Annotated in this window: 14 protein-coding genes; 12 read left to right on the top strand and 2 right to left on the bottom strand. The window is 64.7% G+C overall.

What is annotated here, in order from left to right:
- Position 1 precedes the first annotated feature (1 nt).
- The gene (nifJ, locus tag KF715_05985) at positions 2 to 3,601 is read right to left on the bottom strand and encodes a pyruvate:ferredoxin (flavodoxin) oxidoreductase (GenBank protein ID MBX3736219.1); all 3,600 of its coding nucleotides are present in this window, start codon (positions 3,599 to 3,601) and stop codon (positions 2 to 4) included.
- A gap of 242 nt (positions 3,602 to 3,843) precedes the next feature.
- Here nifJ and rpmI point away from each other — a divergent pair, with 242 nt between their 5' ends.
- From rpmI to KF715_05955, 6 genes are all read left to right on the top strand, one after another.
- Positions 3,844 to 4,038: a 50S ribosomal protein L35 gene (gene rpmI, locus KF715_05980; protein MBX3736218.1), complete on the top strand. Its 195-nt coding sequence runs from the start codon at positions 3,844 to 3,846 to the stop codon at positions 4,036 to 4,038.
- Between the two features lie 86 nt (positions 4,039 to 4,124).
- Positions 4,125 to 4,499 (top strand): 50S ribosomal protein L20, encoded by a 375-nt coding sequence (gene rplT, locus KF715_05975; GenBank protein ID MBX3736217.1) that lies wholly within the window; start codon positions 4,125 to 4,127, stop codon positions 4,497 to 4,499.
- 99 nt (positions 4,500 to 4,598) lie between these two features.
- A complete protein-coding gene (gene pheS / locus KF715_05970) occupies positions 4,599 to 5,642 on the top strand; it encodes a phenylalanine--tRNA ligase subunit alpha (GenBank protein MBX3736216.1) in 1,044 nt (347 codons plus the stop codon).
- Between the two features lie 77 nt (positions 5,643 to 5,719).
- Positions 5,720 to 8,182, top strand: a complete 2,463-nt coding sequence (pheT, locus tag KF715_05965; protein MBX3736215.1) for a phenylalanine--tRNA ligase subunit beta — start codon at positions 5,720 to 5,722, stop codon at positions 8,180 to 8,182.
- A 156-nt stretch (positions 8,183 to 8,338) separates the two neighbouring features.
- Positions 8,339 to 9,007 (top strand): superoxide dismutase, encoded by a 669-nt coding sequence (locus tag KF715_05960; protein MBX3736214.1) that lies wholly within the window; start codon positions 8,339 to 8,341, stop codon positions 9,005 to 9,007.
- 7 nt (positions 9,008 to 9,014) lie between these two features.
- The gene (locus KF715_05955; protein MBX3736213.1) at positions 9,015 to 9,362 is read left to right on the top strand and encodes a hypothetical protein; all 348 of its coding nucleotides are present in this window, start codon (positions 9,015 to 9,017) and stop codon (positions 9,360 to 9,362) included.
- 62 nt (positions 9,363 to 9,424) lie between these two features.
- Here KF715_05955 and KF715_05950 read toward each other — a convergent pair whose 3' ends face one another.
- A complete protein-coding gene (locus KF715_05950; GenBank protein ID MBX3736212.1) occupies positions 9,425 to 10,105 on the bottom strand; it encodes an LON peptidase substrate-binding domain-containing protein in 681 nt (226 codons plus the stop codon).
- A 209-nt stretch (positions 10,106 to 10,314) separates the two neighbouring features.
- Between KF715_05950 and dnaK the strand changes: the two genes are divergently transcribed.
- From dnaK to KF715_05920, 6 genes are all read left to right on the top strand, one after another.
- Positions 10,315 to 12,252: a molecular chaperone DnaK gene (gene dnaK, locus KF715_05945; GenBank protein MBX3736211.1), complete on the top strand. Its 1,938-nt coding sequence runs from the start codon at positions 10,315 to 10,317 to the stop codon at positions 12,250 to 12,252.
- Between the two features lie 91 nt (positions 12,253 to 12,343).
- Positions 12,344 to 12,640: a co-chaperone GroES gene (locus KF715_05940; GenBank protein MBX3736210.1), complete on the top strand. Its 297-nt coding sequence runs from the start codon at positions 12,344 to 12,346 to the stop codon at positions 12,638 to 12,640.
- Between the two features lie 48 nt (positions 12,641 to 12,688).
- Positions 12,689 to 14,320: a chaperonin GroEL gene (gene groL / locus KF715_05935; GenBank protein MBX3736209.1), complete on the top strand. Its 1,632-nt coding sequence runs from the start codon at positions 12,689 to 12,691 to the stop codon at positions 14,318 to 14,320.
- Positions 14,321 to 14,555: 235 nt separating this feature from the next.
- The gene (ligA, locus tag KF715_05930) at positions 14,556 to 16,406 is read left to right on the top strand and encodes an NAD-dependent DNA ligase LigA (protein MBX3736208.1); all 1,851 of its coding nucleotides are present in this window, start codon (positions 14,556 to 14,558) and stop codon (positions 16,404 to 16,406) included.
- 81 nt (positions 16,407 to 16,487) lie between these two features.
- Positions 16,488 to 17,267 (top strand): MBL fold metallo-hydrolase, encoded by a 780-nt coding sequence (locus KF715_05925; protein MBX3736207.1) that lies wholly within the window; start codon positions 16,488 to 16,490, stop codon positions 17,265 to 17,267.
- Positions 17,268 to 17,353: 86 nt separating this feature from the next.
- Positions 17,354 to 17,929: an Rrf2 family transcriptional regulator gene (locus tag KF715_05920; protein ID MBX3736206.1), complete on the top strand. Its 576-nt coding sequence runs from the start codon at positions 17,354 to 17,356 to the stop codon at positions 17,927 to 17,929.
- Positions 17,930 to 17,938 lie beyond the last annotated feature (9 nt).

The following is a 17,938-nucleotide window of genomic DNA, read 5'->3' as shown; positions in this document are numbered from 1 at the left end:
CTCAGTTGTTCGGTTTGACCTCGGTCGCCGGCGCGGCCGGGGCGGCGGGCTTCGGTGCGGCGGCGTTGGCCGCGAGCTGCTGGTAGCTGGCGACGCGCTTGTCGACGGCCTTCTGGGCTTGGTCGGCGAGGTTCGCGGCGCGCTCCGGGTTGGCCTTGAAGAGGACCTGGTAGCGCAGCTCATTCTTCGTGTAGGCGCTGAGCGGCTGCTTGGGGGCGCCGGAGTCCATGATGTCGACCGGCAGGTTCTTCGCAGCGCGCTCCGGATCGTGACGGAACAGCGGCCAGTAACCGGTATCGACCGCGAGTTTTTGTTGGTCGAGGCCGGCGGAGAGGCCGTAGCCGTGCGCGATGCAGTGCGAGTAGGCGATGATCAGGGACGGGCCGGGGTGTTTTTCGGCTTCGATGAAGGCCTGCACCGTCTGGCTGTCCTTGGCGCCGAGAGCGACGCGGGCGACGTAGACGTGGCCGTAATGGGCGGCCATCTGCGCGAGGTCCTTTTTGTCGGTGTCCTTGCCGGCAGCGGAGAACTTCGCGACTGCGCCGAGCGGCGTGGACTTCGAGCGCTGGCCGCCGGTGTTCGAGTAGACCTCGGTGTCGAGGACGAGGATGTTGACCTTGCGGCCGCTTGCGAGGACGTGGTCGAGGCCGCCGAAGCCGATGTCGTAGGCCCAGCCGTCGCCGCCGATGATCCACACGGACTTCTTTACGAGGTAGTCCGCGAGTTCGAGCAGGCGCTTGGCGCGTTCGTCGCTGGCGAGGGCGGGGAGGAGTTTCTTCAGCGCCGCGACATGGCCGCGCGCAGTGGCGATGCCGGCGTCGGTGAGTTGGTCGGCGGCGGTGATGCCGTTGACGATTTCAGCGGGCAGTTGCGGCGCGAGTTCCTTGAGGAGTTGCTGCGACTGGACGGCGAGTTGGTCGACGCCGGCGCGGATGCCGAGGCCATATTCGGCGTTGTCCTCGAAGAGCGAGTTGGACCAGGCCGGGCCGCGGCCGTCACGATTGGTCGTGTAGGGCGTGGTGGGCAGGTTGCCGCCGTAGATCGAGGAGCAGCCGGTGGCGTTGGCGACGAGCAGGCGATCACCGTAGAGCTGGGTGAGCAGCTTCAGGTAAGGCGTTTCGCCGCAGCCGGTGCAGGCGCCGGAGAACTCGATGAGCGGCTCGCGGAATTGCGTGCCCTTGACCGTATCCTCGAGCAGCGCGGCGGGAGCCGGCGGGAGCTGGAGGAAGAAGTCGAAGTTCTCGCGCTCCTTGGCCAGCAACGGCTCGATCGGCGCCATCATGAGCGCCTTGCGCTTGAGGTCGGTCTTGTCCTTCGCCGGGCAGACCTTGTGGCAAAGCGTGCAACCGGTGCAGTCTTCGGGCGCGACTTGGATCGAGTATTGGTAATTCGGCGCGGCGGCGCTCTTGAGCTTGGTGCTCTTGAACGTTTCGGGCGCGCTGGCCTTGTCGGCGTCGGGGAAGGCGGCGCAGCGGATGGCGGCGTGCGGGCAAACCATCACGCACTTGTTGCACTGGATGCAGAGCGCGGGGTCCCACGTGGGGATTTCAAGCGCGATGTTGCGCTTTTCCCACTTCGTCGTGGCGGTTGGCCAGGTGCCGTCGACCGGGAACGCGCTGACGGGCAGCTCGTCGCCGCGGTTGGCGAGCATCATGGACGTGACGCGCTGGACGAATTCCGGCGCGGATTTCGCGACGACGGGTGGGCGCGAGAAGCGCGCCGTGACCGCGGCCGGGACGGCGACTTCGTGCATCGCGGCGAGAGCGGCGTCGACGGCGGCGTTGTTCTTTGCGACGACGGCGTCGCCCTTCTTGCCGTAGGTTTTCTTGATCGCGTATTTGATGGCGGCGATCGCTTCGTCGCGCTTCAGCACGCCCGAAAGCGCGAAGAAGCACGTCTGCATGATCGTGTTGATCTGGCCGCCCATGCCGGCGGCGCGGGCGACGGTGTAGGCGTCGATCGAGTAGACCTTGAGCTTGAGATCGATGATGCGCGCTTGGACTTCGCTCGGGAGGCGGTCCCAGACCTTGTCGGCGGGTGTCGCAACATTGAGGAGCAGCGTCGCGCCCGGGCGGGCTTGCGCGAGGACTTCCATGCGCTCGACGAACGGGAAGTGGTGCACCGCGACGAAGTCGGCGTTGGCGATCAGATACGGCGCGCGGATCGGCTTCGGGCCGAAGCGCAGGTGCGAAATGGTCATCGCGCCGGACTTCTTGGAGTCGTAGACGAAGAAGCCCTGGGCGTTGAGGTCGGTGCCTTCGCCGATGATCTTGATCGAGTTCTTGTTCGCGCCGACGGTGCCGTCCGCGCCGAGGCCGAAGAACATCGCGCGGCGCGTGTCGTCGGTTTCGAGATCGAATTTCTCGTCGTAGGGGAGGGAGAGCTTGGTGACGTCGTCGTTGATGCCGACGGTGAAACGCTTCTTCGGCGAAGCGGTGGCGAGATCGTCGTAGACGGCCTTGGCCATCGCCGGTGTGAATTCCTTCGAGCCGAGGCCGTAGCGGCCGCCGACGAGTTCCACTTTGCCCACGCGGTCGCTCTCGTAGAGCGCGGCGGCGACGTCGAGGAACAGCGGTTCGCCGATCGCGCCGGGCTCCTTCGTGCGGTCGAGCACGGAGATCTTGCGGACTGTCTTCGGCAGCGCGGCGAGGAGGGCGTTGGCGTCGAGCGGGCGGTAGAGGCGGACTTTGAGCACGCCGGTCTTCTCGCCCTTGGCGTTCAGCCAGGCGGAAGTCTCGGCGACGGTCTCGGCGCCAGAGCCCATGACGACGACGACGCGATCGGCATCTGGCGCGCCTTCGTAATCATACAGCTTGTAAGCGCGGCCGGTGCGGACGGCGAAGCTATCGAACAGTTCCTGCACGACGCCGGGGACGGCATCATAGAACTTGTTCGCGCCTTCGCGGGCTTGGAAAAACACGTCGGGATTCTGCGCAGTGCCGCGGATCGACGGACGATCGGGCGTCAGCGCTTTTTGGCGGAAGGCCTCGATCGCACCCTGCGGCAGGAGCGCGCGCAGGTCGTCGTCGGAGAGGAGGTTGATCTTCTGCACCTCGTGCGAGGTGCGGAAGCCGTCGAAGAAGTGGATGAACGGCACGCGCGTGCGGAGCGTCGCGGCGTGGGCGATGGCCGAGAAGTCGAGCGCTTCCTGCACCGAGTTGGCGCAGAGCATCGCGGAGCCGGTCTGGCGGCAGGCCATGACGTCGCCGTGGTCGCAGAAGATCGACAACGCGTGCGTCGCAAGCGAGCGCGCGGTGACGTGCAGCACGAAGGGATGCAGCTCGCCCGCGATCTTGTAGAGATTCGGGATCATGAGCAGCAGGCCCTGCGAGGCGGTGAACGAGCTGGCGAGTGCGCCGGCGTTCAGCGCGCCGTGCAGTGCGCCGGCCGCGCCACCCTCGGATTGCATCTCGATGACCTCGGGCACGTGATTCCAGAGGTTTTTGCGGCCTTGGGCCGACCATTCGTCGACCCATTCGCCCATCGGCGACGACGGCGTGATCGGATAGATGGCGAACAGTTCGCTGAGGCGATATGCGACGGTGGCGACAGCCTCATTGGCGTCCAAGGTCGCGGTTTGCGGAACAGGGCGTGAGATCATGGTGGAAAGCTGCGGCAAGGCCGCGCCTCTGTTGTATCCGCTCCGATGCCTGCTCTCTCCGCGTCCTTTGCGCATTCGTGCGCACTGTCTTCGCCGATGCGGGTGCAGCGTATTTTCGCTGCGTAAATCGCTGCCGGTCAGGTGACGCGTCGCGCCGGTCTGAGTTTGGAATCTGGGCGATTGTTTGACCAATTTCCCCTTGCCAACGCGGGCGCGGCTCTCTGTTTTCGTCCGCTCTCGTCATGCAAAAGACCAAAAAGTCCGTCGCCAAGCGCTTCAAGCTGTCCGCCAAGGGCAAGCTGATCCGCCGCACGCCCGGCTTCCGTCACCTGCTGGCCGCGAAGAGCACGAAGTCCAAACGCCGTGCTTCCCGCGACAAGCTCGTGGCCGATGGCCATGCGGAGCCGCTCAAGCGCTGCCTCCCGTTCGGCCTCTAAAACCAGCCGCAACGAAAACCACAACTTCGCCAGGCGGGTGAACGTCTAACGAACCGACCCGCCGGCGACCCAAACCAAAACTAAACATGGCTCGTGTCACCAACTCCCCCGCGTCGCGCAAGCGCCGCAAGAAAGTGCTGAAATACGCCAAGGGCTATTTCGGCAACAAATCGAAGCTGTTCCGCTACGCCAAGGAAGCGGTCCAGCACGCTTGGCAATACGCCTACGCTGACCGCAAGAAGAAGAAGGCCAACATGCGTGGCCTTTGGATCGTGCGTCTCAATGCGGCGTGCCGCGAAGCCGGCATCAGTTACAGCCGCTTCATCGAAGGCCTCAAGGCCGCCAACATCCTGCTCGACCGTCGCGCTCTCTCCGAGATCGCGATCGCCGATGCCGTCGCTTTTAAGGCCCTGGTCGCAAAAGCCCAGGACGCGTTGAAGGCGAAGGCCGCCAAGGCCTGAGCAACACACACGCGAGCCGGCTAGAGGCTCGCCTTCGGTTTAACAACCACTTCCCTGAAGGACGGGCTGCCCACAGCGCCCGTCCTTTTTCTTTTCCCGATGCAAGACACCCTGAACGCCCTCCTCGCCAAGGCGCCCGCGGAACTCGCGGCGCTGAAGTCGCGTGCCGAATTCGAGGCCGCCAAGGCCCGCTACGTCGGCCCCAACGGCGAGTTCACCGCCTTGATGAAGCAGCTCGGCACCGTGCCGAAGGAGCAGCGCCCCGTCATGGGCAAGCTCATCAACGAGGCCAAAGGCCAACTGCAAGCCCAGCTCGATGCCACGCTCGCGCGCATCGCCGACGCCGAGATCGCCGCCCAACTCGGGGCCGCCGTCGATCCGACACTCCCGTCGCCCGATGCCGGCCCCGGCACCTACCACCCGCTCACGCAGGTCCGCGAAGAGATGTGCCGCATCATGCGCAAGGCCGGCTTCACCGTCGTCGAAGGCCCGGAGGTCGAGACGGAGTATTACTGCTTCGACGCGCTCAACACCGCGCCCGATCACCCCGCCCGCGACGCGCAGGACACGTTCTATTTCCCGGAGGCCGCGCGCTTCGGCAACGTCTTGCGCAAGGTCGACGGCGAGAAATACCTCCTCCGCACGCACACCTCCTCCGTGCAGATCCGCACGATGCTGAAAGGCCAGCCGCCCATTCGCGTGATCTCGCCCGGCCGCGTCTATCGCCGCGACACCACCGACGCCACGCACAGCGCCAACTTCCATCAACTCGAGGGCCTCTACGTCGACAAGAACGTCACCGTGCGCGACCTGAAGGCGATGCTCGACTACATCTTCGCCTCGCTGCTCGGCAAAGGCACGACGACGCGCTTCCGCCCGCACTATTTCAGTTACACCGAGCCGTCCTTCGAGGTCGATCTCTCCGCCAAGCACCTCCCGAAGGTGAACAAGGAATGGATCGAGATCGGCGGCTGCGGCATGGTCGATCCGGCCGTGTTCGAGGCCGTCGGCTACGACACCAACGTCTGGACCGGCTACGCCTTCGGCATGGGCCTCGAGCGCCTCGCGATGCTGGTCTACGGCATCGATGACATCCGCTATTTCTACCAGAACGACGTCCGCTTCCTGAAACAGTTCGCCTGAGTTGATCCTAAACACAGAGGACGCAGAGGTCACAGAGCCTCCGTGTTCTCTGTGCTCTCTGTGTTAAAAATCCTTCCGTGAAAATTTCCCTCAACTGGCTCAAACAATACGTGAACCTCGACGGCGTCTCCGTCGACGAGCTCAAGCGCGCGATCACTTTCGTCGGCTTCGAGGTCGAAGGCGTCGCCACCGCCGGCCTCCAGCCGCTGCAGCATGTCGTCGTCGGCGAGATCAAGACGCGCGAGAAGATTCCCAACCTCAAAAAGGAAATCTCGCTCTGCACCGTCGACGTCGGAGCCGACCACGGTGGCATCCGCCAGATCGTGTGCGGCGCGCCCAATTGCAATCCCGGCAACCGCGTGCCGGTCGCGCTCCCGGGCGCGGTTCTCCCCGGCGGCTTCGCCATCGCGCTGCGCAAAACCTACGGTCACGAATCGCAGGGCATGATGTGCGCCGCCGACGAACTCGGCCTCGGCGACGATCACGCCGGCCTGCTCCTGCTCGATCCGGCCACGCCGATCGGCACGCCGATCAACGCCGTGCTGCCTCCGGGCGACACCGTGTTCGACATCGAGATCACGCCGAACCGCCCCGACGCGCTCAGCCACATCGGCATCGCGCGCGAGATCGCCGCGTGGTTCCGCAAAGACCTCTGCTACCCGCAGGTCAAATTCCGCAACGAGACGCAGGGCTTCCGCGGCGACATCCTCGCCGATATCCGCGTCGAGGCGCCCGAGGATTGTCCGCTTTACATCGGCATCGCCATCGCCGGCGTGAAGGTGGGCCCGAGCCCCGCGTGGATGCAGGAGCGCCTGAAGGCCGTCGGACTGCGCCCGATCAACAACCTCGTCGACGTGGGCAACTACGTGATGCTCGAGCTCGGCCAGCCGTTGCACGTCTTCGACGCCAAGAAAATCGGCGGCCGCAAGGTCGTCATCCGCCGCGCTGTCGACGGCGAAAAACTCACCACGCTCGACGGCAAGGAGCGCGCGCTGAACAGCCGCATGCTCGTCATCGCCGACGAGAAGAGCCCGATGGTCGTCGCCGGCATCATGGGCGGCGCCAACGCGGAGGTCGACGCGACCACGACCGACGTTGTCCTCGAAGCCGCTTACTTCCGCCCGCAGTCGATCCGCTGGACTTCCAAGCGCCTCGGCCTCGCGTCCGATTCTTCGTATCGCTTCGAGCGCGGCGTCGATCCGCACAGCACGCTCGAGGCCGCCGGCCGCGCGGTAGATCTGTTGCTCGAAACCGCCGGTGGCACTGTCGTCGGGCCGTCGTTCAAGGTCGGCGGCGAGCAGCCGTGGTCGCGCGAGATCAAGGTCACGCCAGCCTACATCCGCGCGCGCCTCGGCTTTGAAATCGCCGACGCCGAAATTCGCGCCGCTCTCACCGCGCTCAACCTCGCCATCGTGGGCGAGAGCCAGCTGGTCGATGGCACGCCCGAGTGGACCGTCGATGTTCCCAGCTACCGCGGCGACCTCGACCGCCCGATCGATTTGGTCGAGGAGGTCCTGCGCATCTACGGCACGGAGAAAGTCCCGCCCGCGCCCGCCGTCGGCCCTGCGCTGCCGGAAGCAGAGGACGACCCGATCGCGGTGTTCAACCGCAAGGTCACCGACTACCTCGTCGGCCAGCATTTTCACGAGTGTGTGAACTACACGCTGCGTTCCGCCAAGGAGCTCAAGACCTGGGTCTCCGATGCTGCGGCCCAGGAGCTCGCGCTCTCGAACCCGTTCGTCGAGGACCAGTCGAGCCTGCGTCCGACGCTCGTGCTCGGACTGCTCGAATCGCTCAAGCTCAACCAGTCCCGCGGCCTCTCCGTGTCGCGCCTGTGCGAGACCGGTCGCGTCTTCGTCGAGATGAACGGCACGGTGCACGAGTGCGTCGGCGTCGGCTTCATCGTCGCCCACAACCCGAAGGATCGCGCCTGGCTCGCGCGGCCGGAGCCGGATTTCTTCTCCGTGAAACGGCACCTGGAAATCCTGCTCGCGCAGGCCGGCCTCAACCTGAACGCCCAGCCGATCGTGCCGGTCACCGGTGCGTTCTGGGGGTGGCAGGAAGGGCACGCCGCCGCAGCAGGTGAGATGAAGGACGGCTGGGCCGCGCGCTTCGGCCTGCTCAACCTCGCCATGGTCCGCGCGGCCGGCGTCGAGGGCAAGGTCTGGGGCGGCATGTTCGCGATCCTGCCGGACAAGCTCTCGGCTGAGAGCGGGCACCGCCGGTTCCAGAACTTCAGCCTGTTTCCCGCCGCGTTGCGCGACATCGCGCTCGTGGTCGACGCGACGCGCCACGCCGAGGAGGTCCGCCAGCAGCTCCTGCAGGTCGCCCGCCAGGCCGCGACAAAGTTCGCAGTCGAAAGCGTGGACGTGTTCGACGTCTACCAAGGCACCGGCCTGCCCGAAGGAAAGAAGAGCGTGGCCTTCTCGCTCTCGTTCCGCTCCGCCGAGCGCACGCTCACCGACGACGAGGTCAACGTGGCCTTCGCCGAAATTCAGAAGAAGATCGTCGCCGACGGCACGATGGCGGTGCGCGCGTAGCGCGGGCTGCTTGATTCACTTCCAAGCCGGGCGCTTGCGCCCGGCTTTTTTGTGCCCATCTTGGGGTGCATGAAATCCACGACTACCCCGGGAATGACGCGTCGCGATGCTCTCAAAACCCTCGGCGCCGGCGTGGCGCTCGCCAGCCTCGGCGCGATGAACGTGCGTGCCGTCGCCGGTGAAACCGCCACTGTCGCCAGCGGCACCACACTCGGTTGGGAATTGCCGAAACTGCCCTATGCCTACGCCGCGCTCGAGCCGCACATCGACGCGCGCACGATGGAGATTCACCACTCGAAGCACCACCAGGCCTACATCACGAACGCGAAGAAGCTCCTCGTGTCGCACCCGGAACTACTCGCGAAAGGCCCCGAAGCGCTCGTGCGCGATCTGGCCAGCGTGCCCGAAGCGATCCGCACCGGCGTTCGCAACAACGCTGGCGGCCATGTGAACCACACCTTCTTCTGGAACCAGCTCGCGCCCGCCGGTTCGTCCGCGCTCGGCGAAAAGCTCGCAGCGGCCATCGCACGTGATCTCGGTTCGCTCGAGGACTTCAAAAAGCAGTTCGCTGACGCGGCGATGAAGCGCTTCGGCAGCGGCTGGGCGTGGCTCAGCGTGAAGGGCGGCAAGCTCGTCGTGCACTCGACCGCCAATCAGGATTCGCCGCTCAGCGAAGGTCTAACGCCCGTGCTCGGTCTCGACGTGTGGGAGCACGCCTACTACCTGCATTACCAGAATCTGCGCGGCGATTACGTGAAAGCGTATTGGAACGTCGTGAATTGGGCGCAGGCCGAAGCGAACTACGCGCTGGCCATGCGCGGGTGAGCGGGAAATGGACGCTGTTGCGAAAGGCTTCGAGAAAGCCGGCCTGTCGTCCGCGCGCCGTCACTTGTTCCTCTGCCGCGGCCCCGAGTGCTGCGCGCTCGAGGACGGCGAGCGGACGTGGCAGCACCTCAAGGCCGAGGTGAAGGCGCACAATCTGCCCGTGATGCGCACGAAGGCGGACTGCCTGCGCGTGTGCACCGAGGGCCCGTGGCTCGTGGTGTATCCGGAAGGCGTGTGGTATTCGCAGGTGACGCCGGAGCGCTTCGACCGCATCCGGCGCGAGCATCTGCAAGGCGGCGTGCCGGTCGCCGAGTGGGTGCGCGCGACGCAGCCGCTCGCGGGCGGCGTGCATTGACGCTCGCGCAGTTGCAGGTGGTCGCCGCGATCCCGGGCGCGGCAGGCGTGCGCAGGCGGGATTCAGTTGTTCGCGATACCGTCGTCGGACAGCTCGCCCTGTAGTTTTTTGCGCAGGCGCTGCTGCTCGATGTCGAGCCGCAGTTGCGCAGCGAAGAGCTTCAGACGCTGGCGCGTGTCGAGTTCCTCGAGCAGGCGCTGTTTCACTTTCGTGTCGTCGCAAAGGTTGAACACGGCCACGTCGGCGAAGGTGTCGAAGTCTTCGATGCTCTCGAGAAATTGCGTCATGCCTTTCGGGCCGGGAGCGCCGAGACGGCGGCGCAGGTTCAGCAGCCGCAGCACTTCGAGGCGCATGATTTCGAGTTGGGTGTGATTGCCACCGCGCACGCTTGCGAGCGGTTGCACGGCGATCATCCGATACGGCACCTCGCGGAGGATTTCGCGAATCTCGACCCGGCAGACGCCTTGGAGCAGGAGATTGGAAGTGCCGTCGTCGGCTTCCTGACAGGCGCGCACAATCCCGACCGAAGCGATGCGATGCGGCGGCTCGACGGCACCGGGCTCGTCCGTGCGCGCCGCGTCGAGATGCGCGACGGCAAAAAGCCGGTTCGTCGCCAACACGTCGCGCAGCATAGCCCGATAGCGGGACTCGAAGATGTGGAGTGGGAGAAGAGATTGCGGAAAAAACACCGTGTTCGGCAGCGTCATCACCGGCACGGCGTCTGGCATTTCAATCGTCTCCATGCGGGCAACTTAGGCCCTCGGACGCGGAAAACAAACGCGACGTGTGGCACAGTGTGACAGCGCGCCGCGGCGCGCTGTGTGACATAGTGGCCCGTGGGGCAGTGGAATGGAGCAAAGGTCGGGTCTCGGAAATCGCGTAAGATGTTATTGTTCAGTATTCGACAAATTGCATGAACACTGGGCACGCCCTTTGCGAAGAGGCTGGCATCATGAGCAGAATTCTAGGCATCGATTTGGGCACAACGAACTCGTGCATGGCCGTCATGGAGGGTGGCGAGCCGGTGGTTATCCCGAACGCCGAGGGTGCCCGCACCACGCCGTCCATCGTCGCATTCACCAAGAGCGGTGAGCGCATCGTCGGCCAGGCCGCCAAACGCCAGGCGGTGACAAACCCGAAGAACACGATTTTCTCCGCGAAGCGTCTTATCGGCCGCAAATTCACGGAAGTCTCCGAAGAGGCGAAGAACCTCCCTTACAAGGTCGTGGCCGGCAAAAACGGCGACGCCTACATCGAGGTGCAGGCCGGCGACAAGACCGAGACCTTCGCGCCGCAGCAGATCGCGGCCTTCGTGCTCGGCAAGCTGAAGGCCGACGCCGAGTCCTACCTCGGTGAGAAGGTCACGCAGGCCGTCATCACTGTCCCCGCTTACTTCAACGACGCGCAGCGCCAAGCCACCAAGGATGCCGGCAAGATCGCCGGCCTCGAAGTGCTCCGCATCATCAACGAGCCGACGGCAGCGTCGCTCGCCTACGGCCTCGACAAGAAGAAGGACGAGAAGATCGCGGTGTTCGACCTCGGCGGCGGCACGTTCGACGTGTCGATCCTCGAGATCGGCGACGGCGTCTTCGAGGTGAAGGCCACCAACGGCGACACGCATCTCGGCGGTGACAACTGGGACGACGCCATCATCTCGTGGCTCGTCGAGAGCTTTAAGAAGGAAAACGGCATCGACCTCCGCAAGGACGCCATGGCGCTCCAGCGTCTGAAGGAAGAGGCCGAGAAGGCGAAGATCGCCCTCTCGTCCGCCACGACCTACGACATCAACCTGCCGTTCATCACGGCGGACGCGTCGGGCCCGAAGCATCTCAATCTCCAGCTCACGCGCGCCCAGATGGAGCGCATCTGCGATCCGCTCTTCGAGCGCTGCCTCCAGCCGTTCAAGAACTGCATCAAGGACGCCGGCGTTTCGACCGACAAAATCGACGAGCTCGTCCTCGTCGGCGGCATGACCCGCATGCCGAAGGTCGTCGATATCGCGAAGAATCTCGGCGGCAAGCCCCCGCATCAAGGCGTCAACCCCGACGAAGTCGTCGCGGTCGGTGCGGCCATCCAAGGCGGCGTGCTTAAGGGCGAGGTTCGCGACGTGCTCCTCCTCGACGTCACGCCGCTCACTCTCGGCATCATGACCGCGGGCGACGTTTCGACGCCGATGATTCCGCGCAACACCACGATCCCGACGAAGAAGGCGCAGGTGTTCTCCACTTACTCGGACAACCAGCCCGGCGTCGAAATCGTCGTCCTCCAAGGCGAGCGCCCGATGGCGCGCGACAATAAGATCCTCGGCACGTTCAAGCTCGACGGCATCCCGCCGGCGCCGCGCGGCACGCCGCAGATCGAAGTCACCTTCGACATCGACGCCAACGGCATCCTCCACGTCACCGCGAAGGACCTCGGAACCGGCAAAGACCAGAAGATCACGATCCAAGGTTCCTCCGGTCTCTCGAAGGAAGAAGTCGAGAAGATGACCCGCGAAGCCGAGGCCAACGCCGCCGAAGACGCCAAGCGCAAGGAATCCGCCGAGGCGAAAAACCAGCTCGATACGACCATCTACCAACTCGAAAAGACCCTCAAGGACGCGGGCGACAAGATCCCCGCCGACGTGAAGGGCAAGTTCGAGACCGCCCTCGCGGACGCGAAGAAGGACCTCGAGTCCAACGACGTCGTCCGCATGAAGGCCGCGCTGGAAAACCTCCAGAAGATCGGCGCCGAGCTCTACCAGCAGGCCCAGGCCGCGGGCGGCGCCGCCGCCGGCGCGCAGCCGAACGCGGGCGCCGGAGCTTCTGCTTCCGAGCCGAAGAAGGCCAAGAAGGCCGACGGCAAAGTCGTCGATGCCGACGTCGAGATCGTCGACGAGGACAAGAAGTAAGCCCATTCACCGTGAACCCGCGCCGCACGCTGCGACCGGGTTCGCTTCATTTTCTCCCCAATCAACCTCCAACTAAACCCACTAAACCAACATGGCTAAAGTGAACATCAAACCCATCGGTGATCGCGTGCTCGTGCAGCACATCGAGGAAAAAGAGCAGGTCCGCGGTGGCATCATCATCCCGGATTCCGCCAAGGAAAAGCCGCAGGAGGCCAAGGTCATCGCCCTCGGCACCGGCAAGAAGGACGAGAGCGGCAAAGTCACGCCTTTCGAAGTGAAGGTCGGCGACCGCGTGCTCATCTCCAAATACGGCGGCACCGAAGTGAAGATCGAGGACCAGAAGTATACGCTGGTCCGCGAAGACGACATCCTCGGCGTCATCGGCTGATTTCTTCCGCTTCAACTTAAACCTTAAACTTCAACTTACTCTAGTATCATGGCAGCCAAACAACTCCTGTTCGACGAGGCCGCTCGTCAGAAAGTTCTCCGTGGCGTCGAGCTCCTCTCGCGCGCGGTGAAAGTCACCCTCGGGCCCAAGGGCCGCAATGTCGTCATCGACAAGAAATTCGGTTCCCCGACCGTCACCAAGGACGGCGTCACTGTCGCGAAGGAAGTCGAGCTTCCCGATCCCTACGAGAACATGGGCGCGCAGATGGTGAAGGAAGTCGCCTCCAAGACCAGCGACAGCGCCGGCGACGGCACCACCACCGCCACCGTGCTCGCCGAAGGCATCTATCGCGAAGGCCTGAAGAACGTCACCGCCGGCTCCAACCCGGTTTACCTGAAGCGCGGCATCGACAAGGCCGTTGAGGCCGCCGTCGCCGAGCTCGCGAAAATCTCCAAGAAGGTCAACGACCGCGAAGAGATCCGCCAGGTCGCCACCGTTTCCGCCAACTGGGACACCGCCATCGGCGAGATCATCGCCGACGCGATGGACAAGGTCGGCAAGGACGGCACGATCACGGTCGAAGAGGCCAAGTCCATCGAGACCACCCTCGACGTCGTCGAAGGCATGCAGTTCGACAAGGGCTACCTCTCGCCCTACTTCGCGACCAACATGGAAGCCCAGGAGGCCGTCCTCGAAGACGCCTACGTGCTCATCCACGAGAAGAAGATCTCCAACCTCCAGGAGCTCCTCCCGCTCCTCCAGACCGTCGCGAAGAGCGGCAAGCCCCTCCTCGTCATCGCTGAAGAGGTCGAAGGCGAAGCCCTCGCCGCGCTCGTCGTGAACAAGATTCGCGGCACCCTCAACGTGTGCGCCGTCAAGGCCCCCGGCTTCGGCGACCGCCGCAAGGCCATGCTCGAGGACATCGCGGTCCTCACCGGCGGCAAGTGCATCACCGAGGACCTCGGCCTCAAGCTCGAGAACCTCACCGTCTCCGACCTCGGCAAGGCCAAGCGCATCGTCGTCGACAAAGAGAACACCACCATCGTCGAAGGCTCCGGCAAGGGCTCCGACATCCAGGGCCGCGTGAAGCAAATCCGTCGTCAGATCGACGAAACCACCTCCGACTACGATCGTGAGAAGCTCCAAGAGCGCCTCGCGAAGCTCGCCGGTGGCGTTGCCGTCATCAATGTCGGCGCCGCCACCGAAGCCGAGATGAAGGAAAAGAAGGCTCGCGTCGAAGACGCCCTCCACGCCACGCGCGCCGCGGTTGAGGAAGGCATCGTCGCCGGCGGCGGCGTCGCTCTCCTCCGCACCGCGAAGGTCATCGAGAACCTGAAGCTCGAAGGCGACGAAGCCTTCGGCGCCCAGATCGTGCGTCGCGCCATCGAGCACCCGATCCGCATGCTCTGCACCAACGCCGGCGTCGATAGCGGCGTCGTCGTCAAGGAGGTCCTCGCGGGCAAGGGCAACTTCGGCTACAACGTCGCCACCGGCGACTTCGAAGACCTGGTCAAGGCCGGCGTCGTCGACCCGACCAAGGTTACCCGCACTGCGCTGCAGAACGCCGCGTCGATCTCGGGCCTCCTGCTCACCACCGAGTGCATGATCACGGAGATTCCTGAAAAGGAAAAGGCTCCGGCCATGCCCGCCGGCGGCGGCATGGGCGGCATGGATTACTAAGCCGATGCGTAGGGGCGCAGTCTTGCTGCGCCCATGCCCTCAGCCTCCAGCCCACAACTTCAAGGCGCGCTCTATGGAGCGCGCCTTTTCTTTTGCGCAGGCAGAGCGTGTGGTTCTCGCGCAGTCAAGCTCGCCGCTTCATCTAATCGGTGTGGTTTGAGCGACTGACGGGAGTGATGAGGCCGGTAGTTTCGCATGCAACACTCACGGGCCCTCACCGAAGAAACCCGCCGCCATGCAGCTCTCGCTCCGCAGAATCGTCCACCTTGTCGTCTGCGCACTCGCGTTCGTCGTCCCCGCGTCGGCACAGGATGCCGCATCCCCGGGCGCGGACGCGGTTCGATTGCAGCACCTCCGAGCGGTGATCGCGCATCACGATGAGCTGTATTTCAAGAAGGCGGCCCCCGAGATCACCGACGCGGAGTATGACGCCCTCAAGCGCGAGCTCCGCACGCTTGAGCAGCGTCTTCTGTCGGATGATCGGGAAAAACCTGAAAGCGCGCCTCTGGGCGACGATCGGACCGGCGCGTTTGCGACCGCGCGACATGTCGTGCCGGTGCTTGGACTTGAAAAGAGCCACAGCGAGACGGACCTGAAGAAATTCCTCGGCAAGATCGCGCGAACGTTGGGCGACGAGGAAGTGCTCTACATCGTCGAACCGAAATACGACGGCCTGTCGATCAGCGTGACCTACGAAAACGGCCGACTCACCCGCGCGGTCACGCGCGGCAACGGGCGCGAGGGTGACGACGTGACCGCCAACCTGCTGGAATGCGCCGAAGTGCCGGCAACATTGTCCGTGAAGCACGGTGAGGCGCCCACGCGCGTGGAGTTGCGCGGCGAGGTCTTCATGCGGCACGCGGAGTTCGAGCGCCTCAACGCCGCGCGCCGCGAGGCGGGCGAGGAGCCGTTTGCGCATCCCCGTAACGTCGCCGTGGGCACCCTCAAATCCACCGACGCGAGCGAGCGAGCCGGCCGAAAACTGGAAGTAGTGTTCTACGGTTGGGGCGCGTGGACACCGGCGGTTAGCGCACCAGCTTCGCAGCGGGAATTGCTCGAGCGGTTGGCGGAGTGGGAGCTGCCGCGGCCGGAGTGGGCGCGCGCGGCGGTCGGATTCGCCGCGGCTTGGCGCGAGGTGAAAATCGTCGAGGCGGCGCGTCCCAAGTTGGGTTTCCCGATCGACGGTGCCGTGGTGAAAGTGGACTCGGCCGCGCAGCGGGAAAAACTGGGCGATGCCGAGAATACGCAGAATTGGGCCGTCGCGTATAAATTCGAACCGGAGCGCGCCGAGACGAGATTGCGCGCGATCACGCTGCAGATCGGTCGCACCGGCGTGCTCACGCCGGTGGCGGAGGTGGAGCCCGTGAAGCTCGGCGGCGCGACCATCCGCCGGGTCTCGTTGCACAATCGCGACGAGATCGCGCGCCGTGATTTGCGAGTGGGGGACTTCGTCACGGTGGAGAAAGCGGGCGAGATCATCCCGGTCATCACCGAGGCCAACCTCAGCCGGCGATCGGCTGACGCCGCACCGTTCGCGTTTCCGGCTGATTGCCCGTCTTGCGGCACGGCGTTGGCGGCGGAAGCAGGGCAGGCGGCGGTGCGTTGCTCCAATCGCGATTGTCCGGCGCAAGTGCGGCGACGTCTGGAGCACTTCGCTTCCGCCGAGTGCGCGAACTTGAAGGGCTTCGGCCCGGGAATGATCGATAAGCTGGTCGCGAGCGACATGCTGCGCGAGCCGGCGGATTTTTTTCGTTTGGAGCAGCGAGCGCTGGAGAAAGTGGTCGGCGAGCGCACCGCGGCGAAGTTGCTGGCGGCCGTGCCGCCGGCGAAGCGGCAGGAAGCATGGCGCCTCGTGCTCGGGTCAGGGATTGCGGAAATCGGGCCCGCTGGGGCAAAGGCAATCGTGAACCATTTCCCGAGCATCGGTGCCTTGGCGCGGGCCACTCGTGGCGAGGTGCTCGACGGTGCGCGCTCGCGCGTTCCAGGGTTGAGTGACGACGCGGCGCAAGGATTGGTGGCCTTCCTGGAAAATCGGGAGTGTCGCGAAGCGCTCGAGCGACTCGGCGCGTCGGTCGGAGTCGATTAGTCGGCGACCTCGCCGGCGAGCTTCGGAGCGGTCGCGGTGCACGACCTTGCCAGCGCGCGCCGGATGCCATTCGCTGCTCGCATGGAAGTGGTCTTTCTCGGCACGGGCACGTCGCAAGGCGTGCCGATGATCGCATGCGATTGCTCCGTTTGCACGTCGCCCGATCCGCGCAACCGGCGGACGCGTTCCAGCATTCACGTCACGATGGGCGATCTGCACGTGCAAGTGGACGCGACACCCGAGTTCCGCCTCCAATGCGTGCGCGAGAACATCCGGCAGCTCGACGTTTTCATCCTTACGCACGGCCATGCCGACCACATCACGGGCATGGACGATCTTCGCCGCTTCTGCGATTTGATCGGGGGTGAAGCACTCACGGTCTACACGACCGATGAAGGCATGGCGCGCGTGCTCTCGATTTTCCCTTATGCGGTCGCCGAGCGGCCGGTCTCGAGGGGCTACGCCGCTTTCCGGCTCCTCGAGATGCCGCCCGCGCTCGAGTTTCCGCAAGGAACGATTCGTTCGACGCTCCTGCCGCACGGCGGCTTGAACACGCTCGGGCTGGTCTTCGAGGAAAAGGCGACCGGCGCGAAATTCGTCTACTACAACGACTGCAAACGCCTCCCGCGTGAAGCGGTGACCTTGGCAAAGGGGGCCGGCCTCGTCGTGCTCGATGGCCTGCGCCCCGCGCCGCACCCGACGCACATGAACATCGCCGAAGCCTGCGCGGCCGCGGTGGAGATCGGTGCGCCGCTCACGTATCTCACGCACCTCACGCACGCGATCGATCACGGTCCCTTCGAGACGACGCTACCGGCAGGAGTGAAGCTCGCTTACGACGGGCTTCGGTGTAAGTTTTAGGAATTTATCCGACGGCGTATGACGCCCAAGTTGCTGATATTGTATTTGATTTAAACCCCACTTATTTAATGTAGTTTAATCAACTCGTGAAACTCTCCAAGCGTGGCGAATACGCCCTCCGATCGCTCATCAACCTCGGTATTGCGGCCAAGGTGGGGCGTCCGCTGCTGCGCGTTTCGGAGCTGGCGAAGGCAGAGGATCTGCCGGTGAAGTTTTTGGAGCAGGTCATGCAGCAGCTCCGTGAGGCCGGTCATGTCGAGGCCGAGCGGGGCAAGCACGGCGGTTATCGCCTCGCCAAGCCCGCAGCGGAAATCCGCGTGGGCCAGATCGTGCGGTTGATCGACGGCCCGCTGGCCCCGATCGGGTGCGTTAGCCAGACGGCCTACGAACCGTGCAATTGCCCGGACGAGGCGCATTGCGGGTTGCGGATGCTCATGCTGGATGTGCGCAACGCCATCGCGAACATCCTTGATCGCTACACGCTGGCCGACGTCGTCGACGTCACGACGCGCAAGATGATCCGCGACGGCCTGCCGCTGCCCTTCAGCGAGCCGGCTGCGCCTCCCGCTTCCGCCCGATCGGGCCGCACGCGAAATGCGAAGTCGCGCCTCAGCCCGGCTGAGGGCGTGGTGCACGAACTTCTAGGAGATTACGCCATATGAGACGTGCAT

The organism is Candidatus Didemnitutus sp. (assembly GCA_019634575.1).
In the GTDB taxonomy this organism is placed as follows: domain Bacteria; phylum Verrucomicrobiota; class Verrucomicrobiia; order Opitutales; family Opitutaceae; genus Didemnitutus.
The sequence above is the reverse complement of the archived record's forward strand: the minus strand, read 5'-3'. Positions and strand labels throughout refer to the sequence as shown.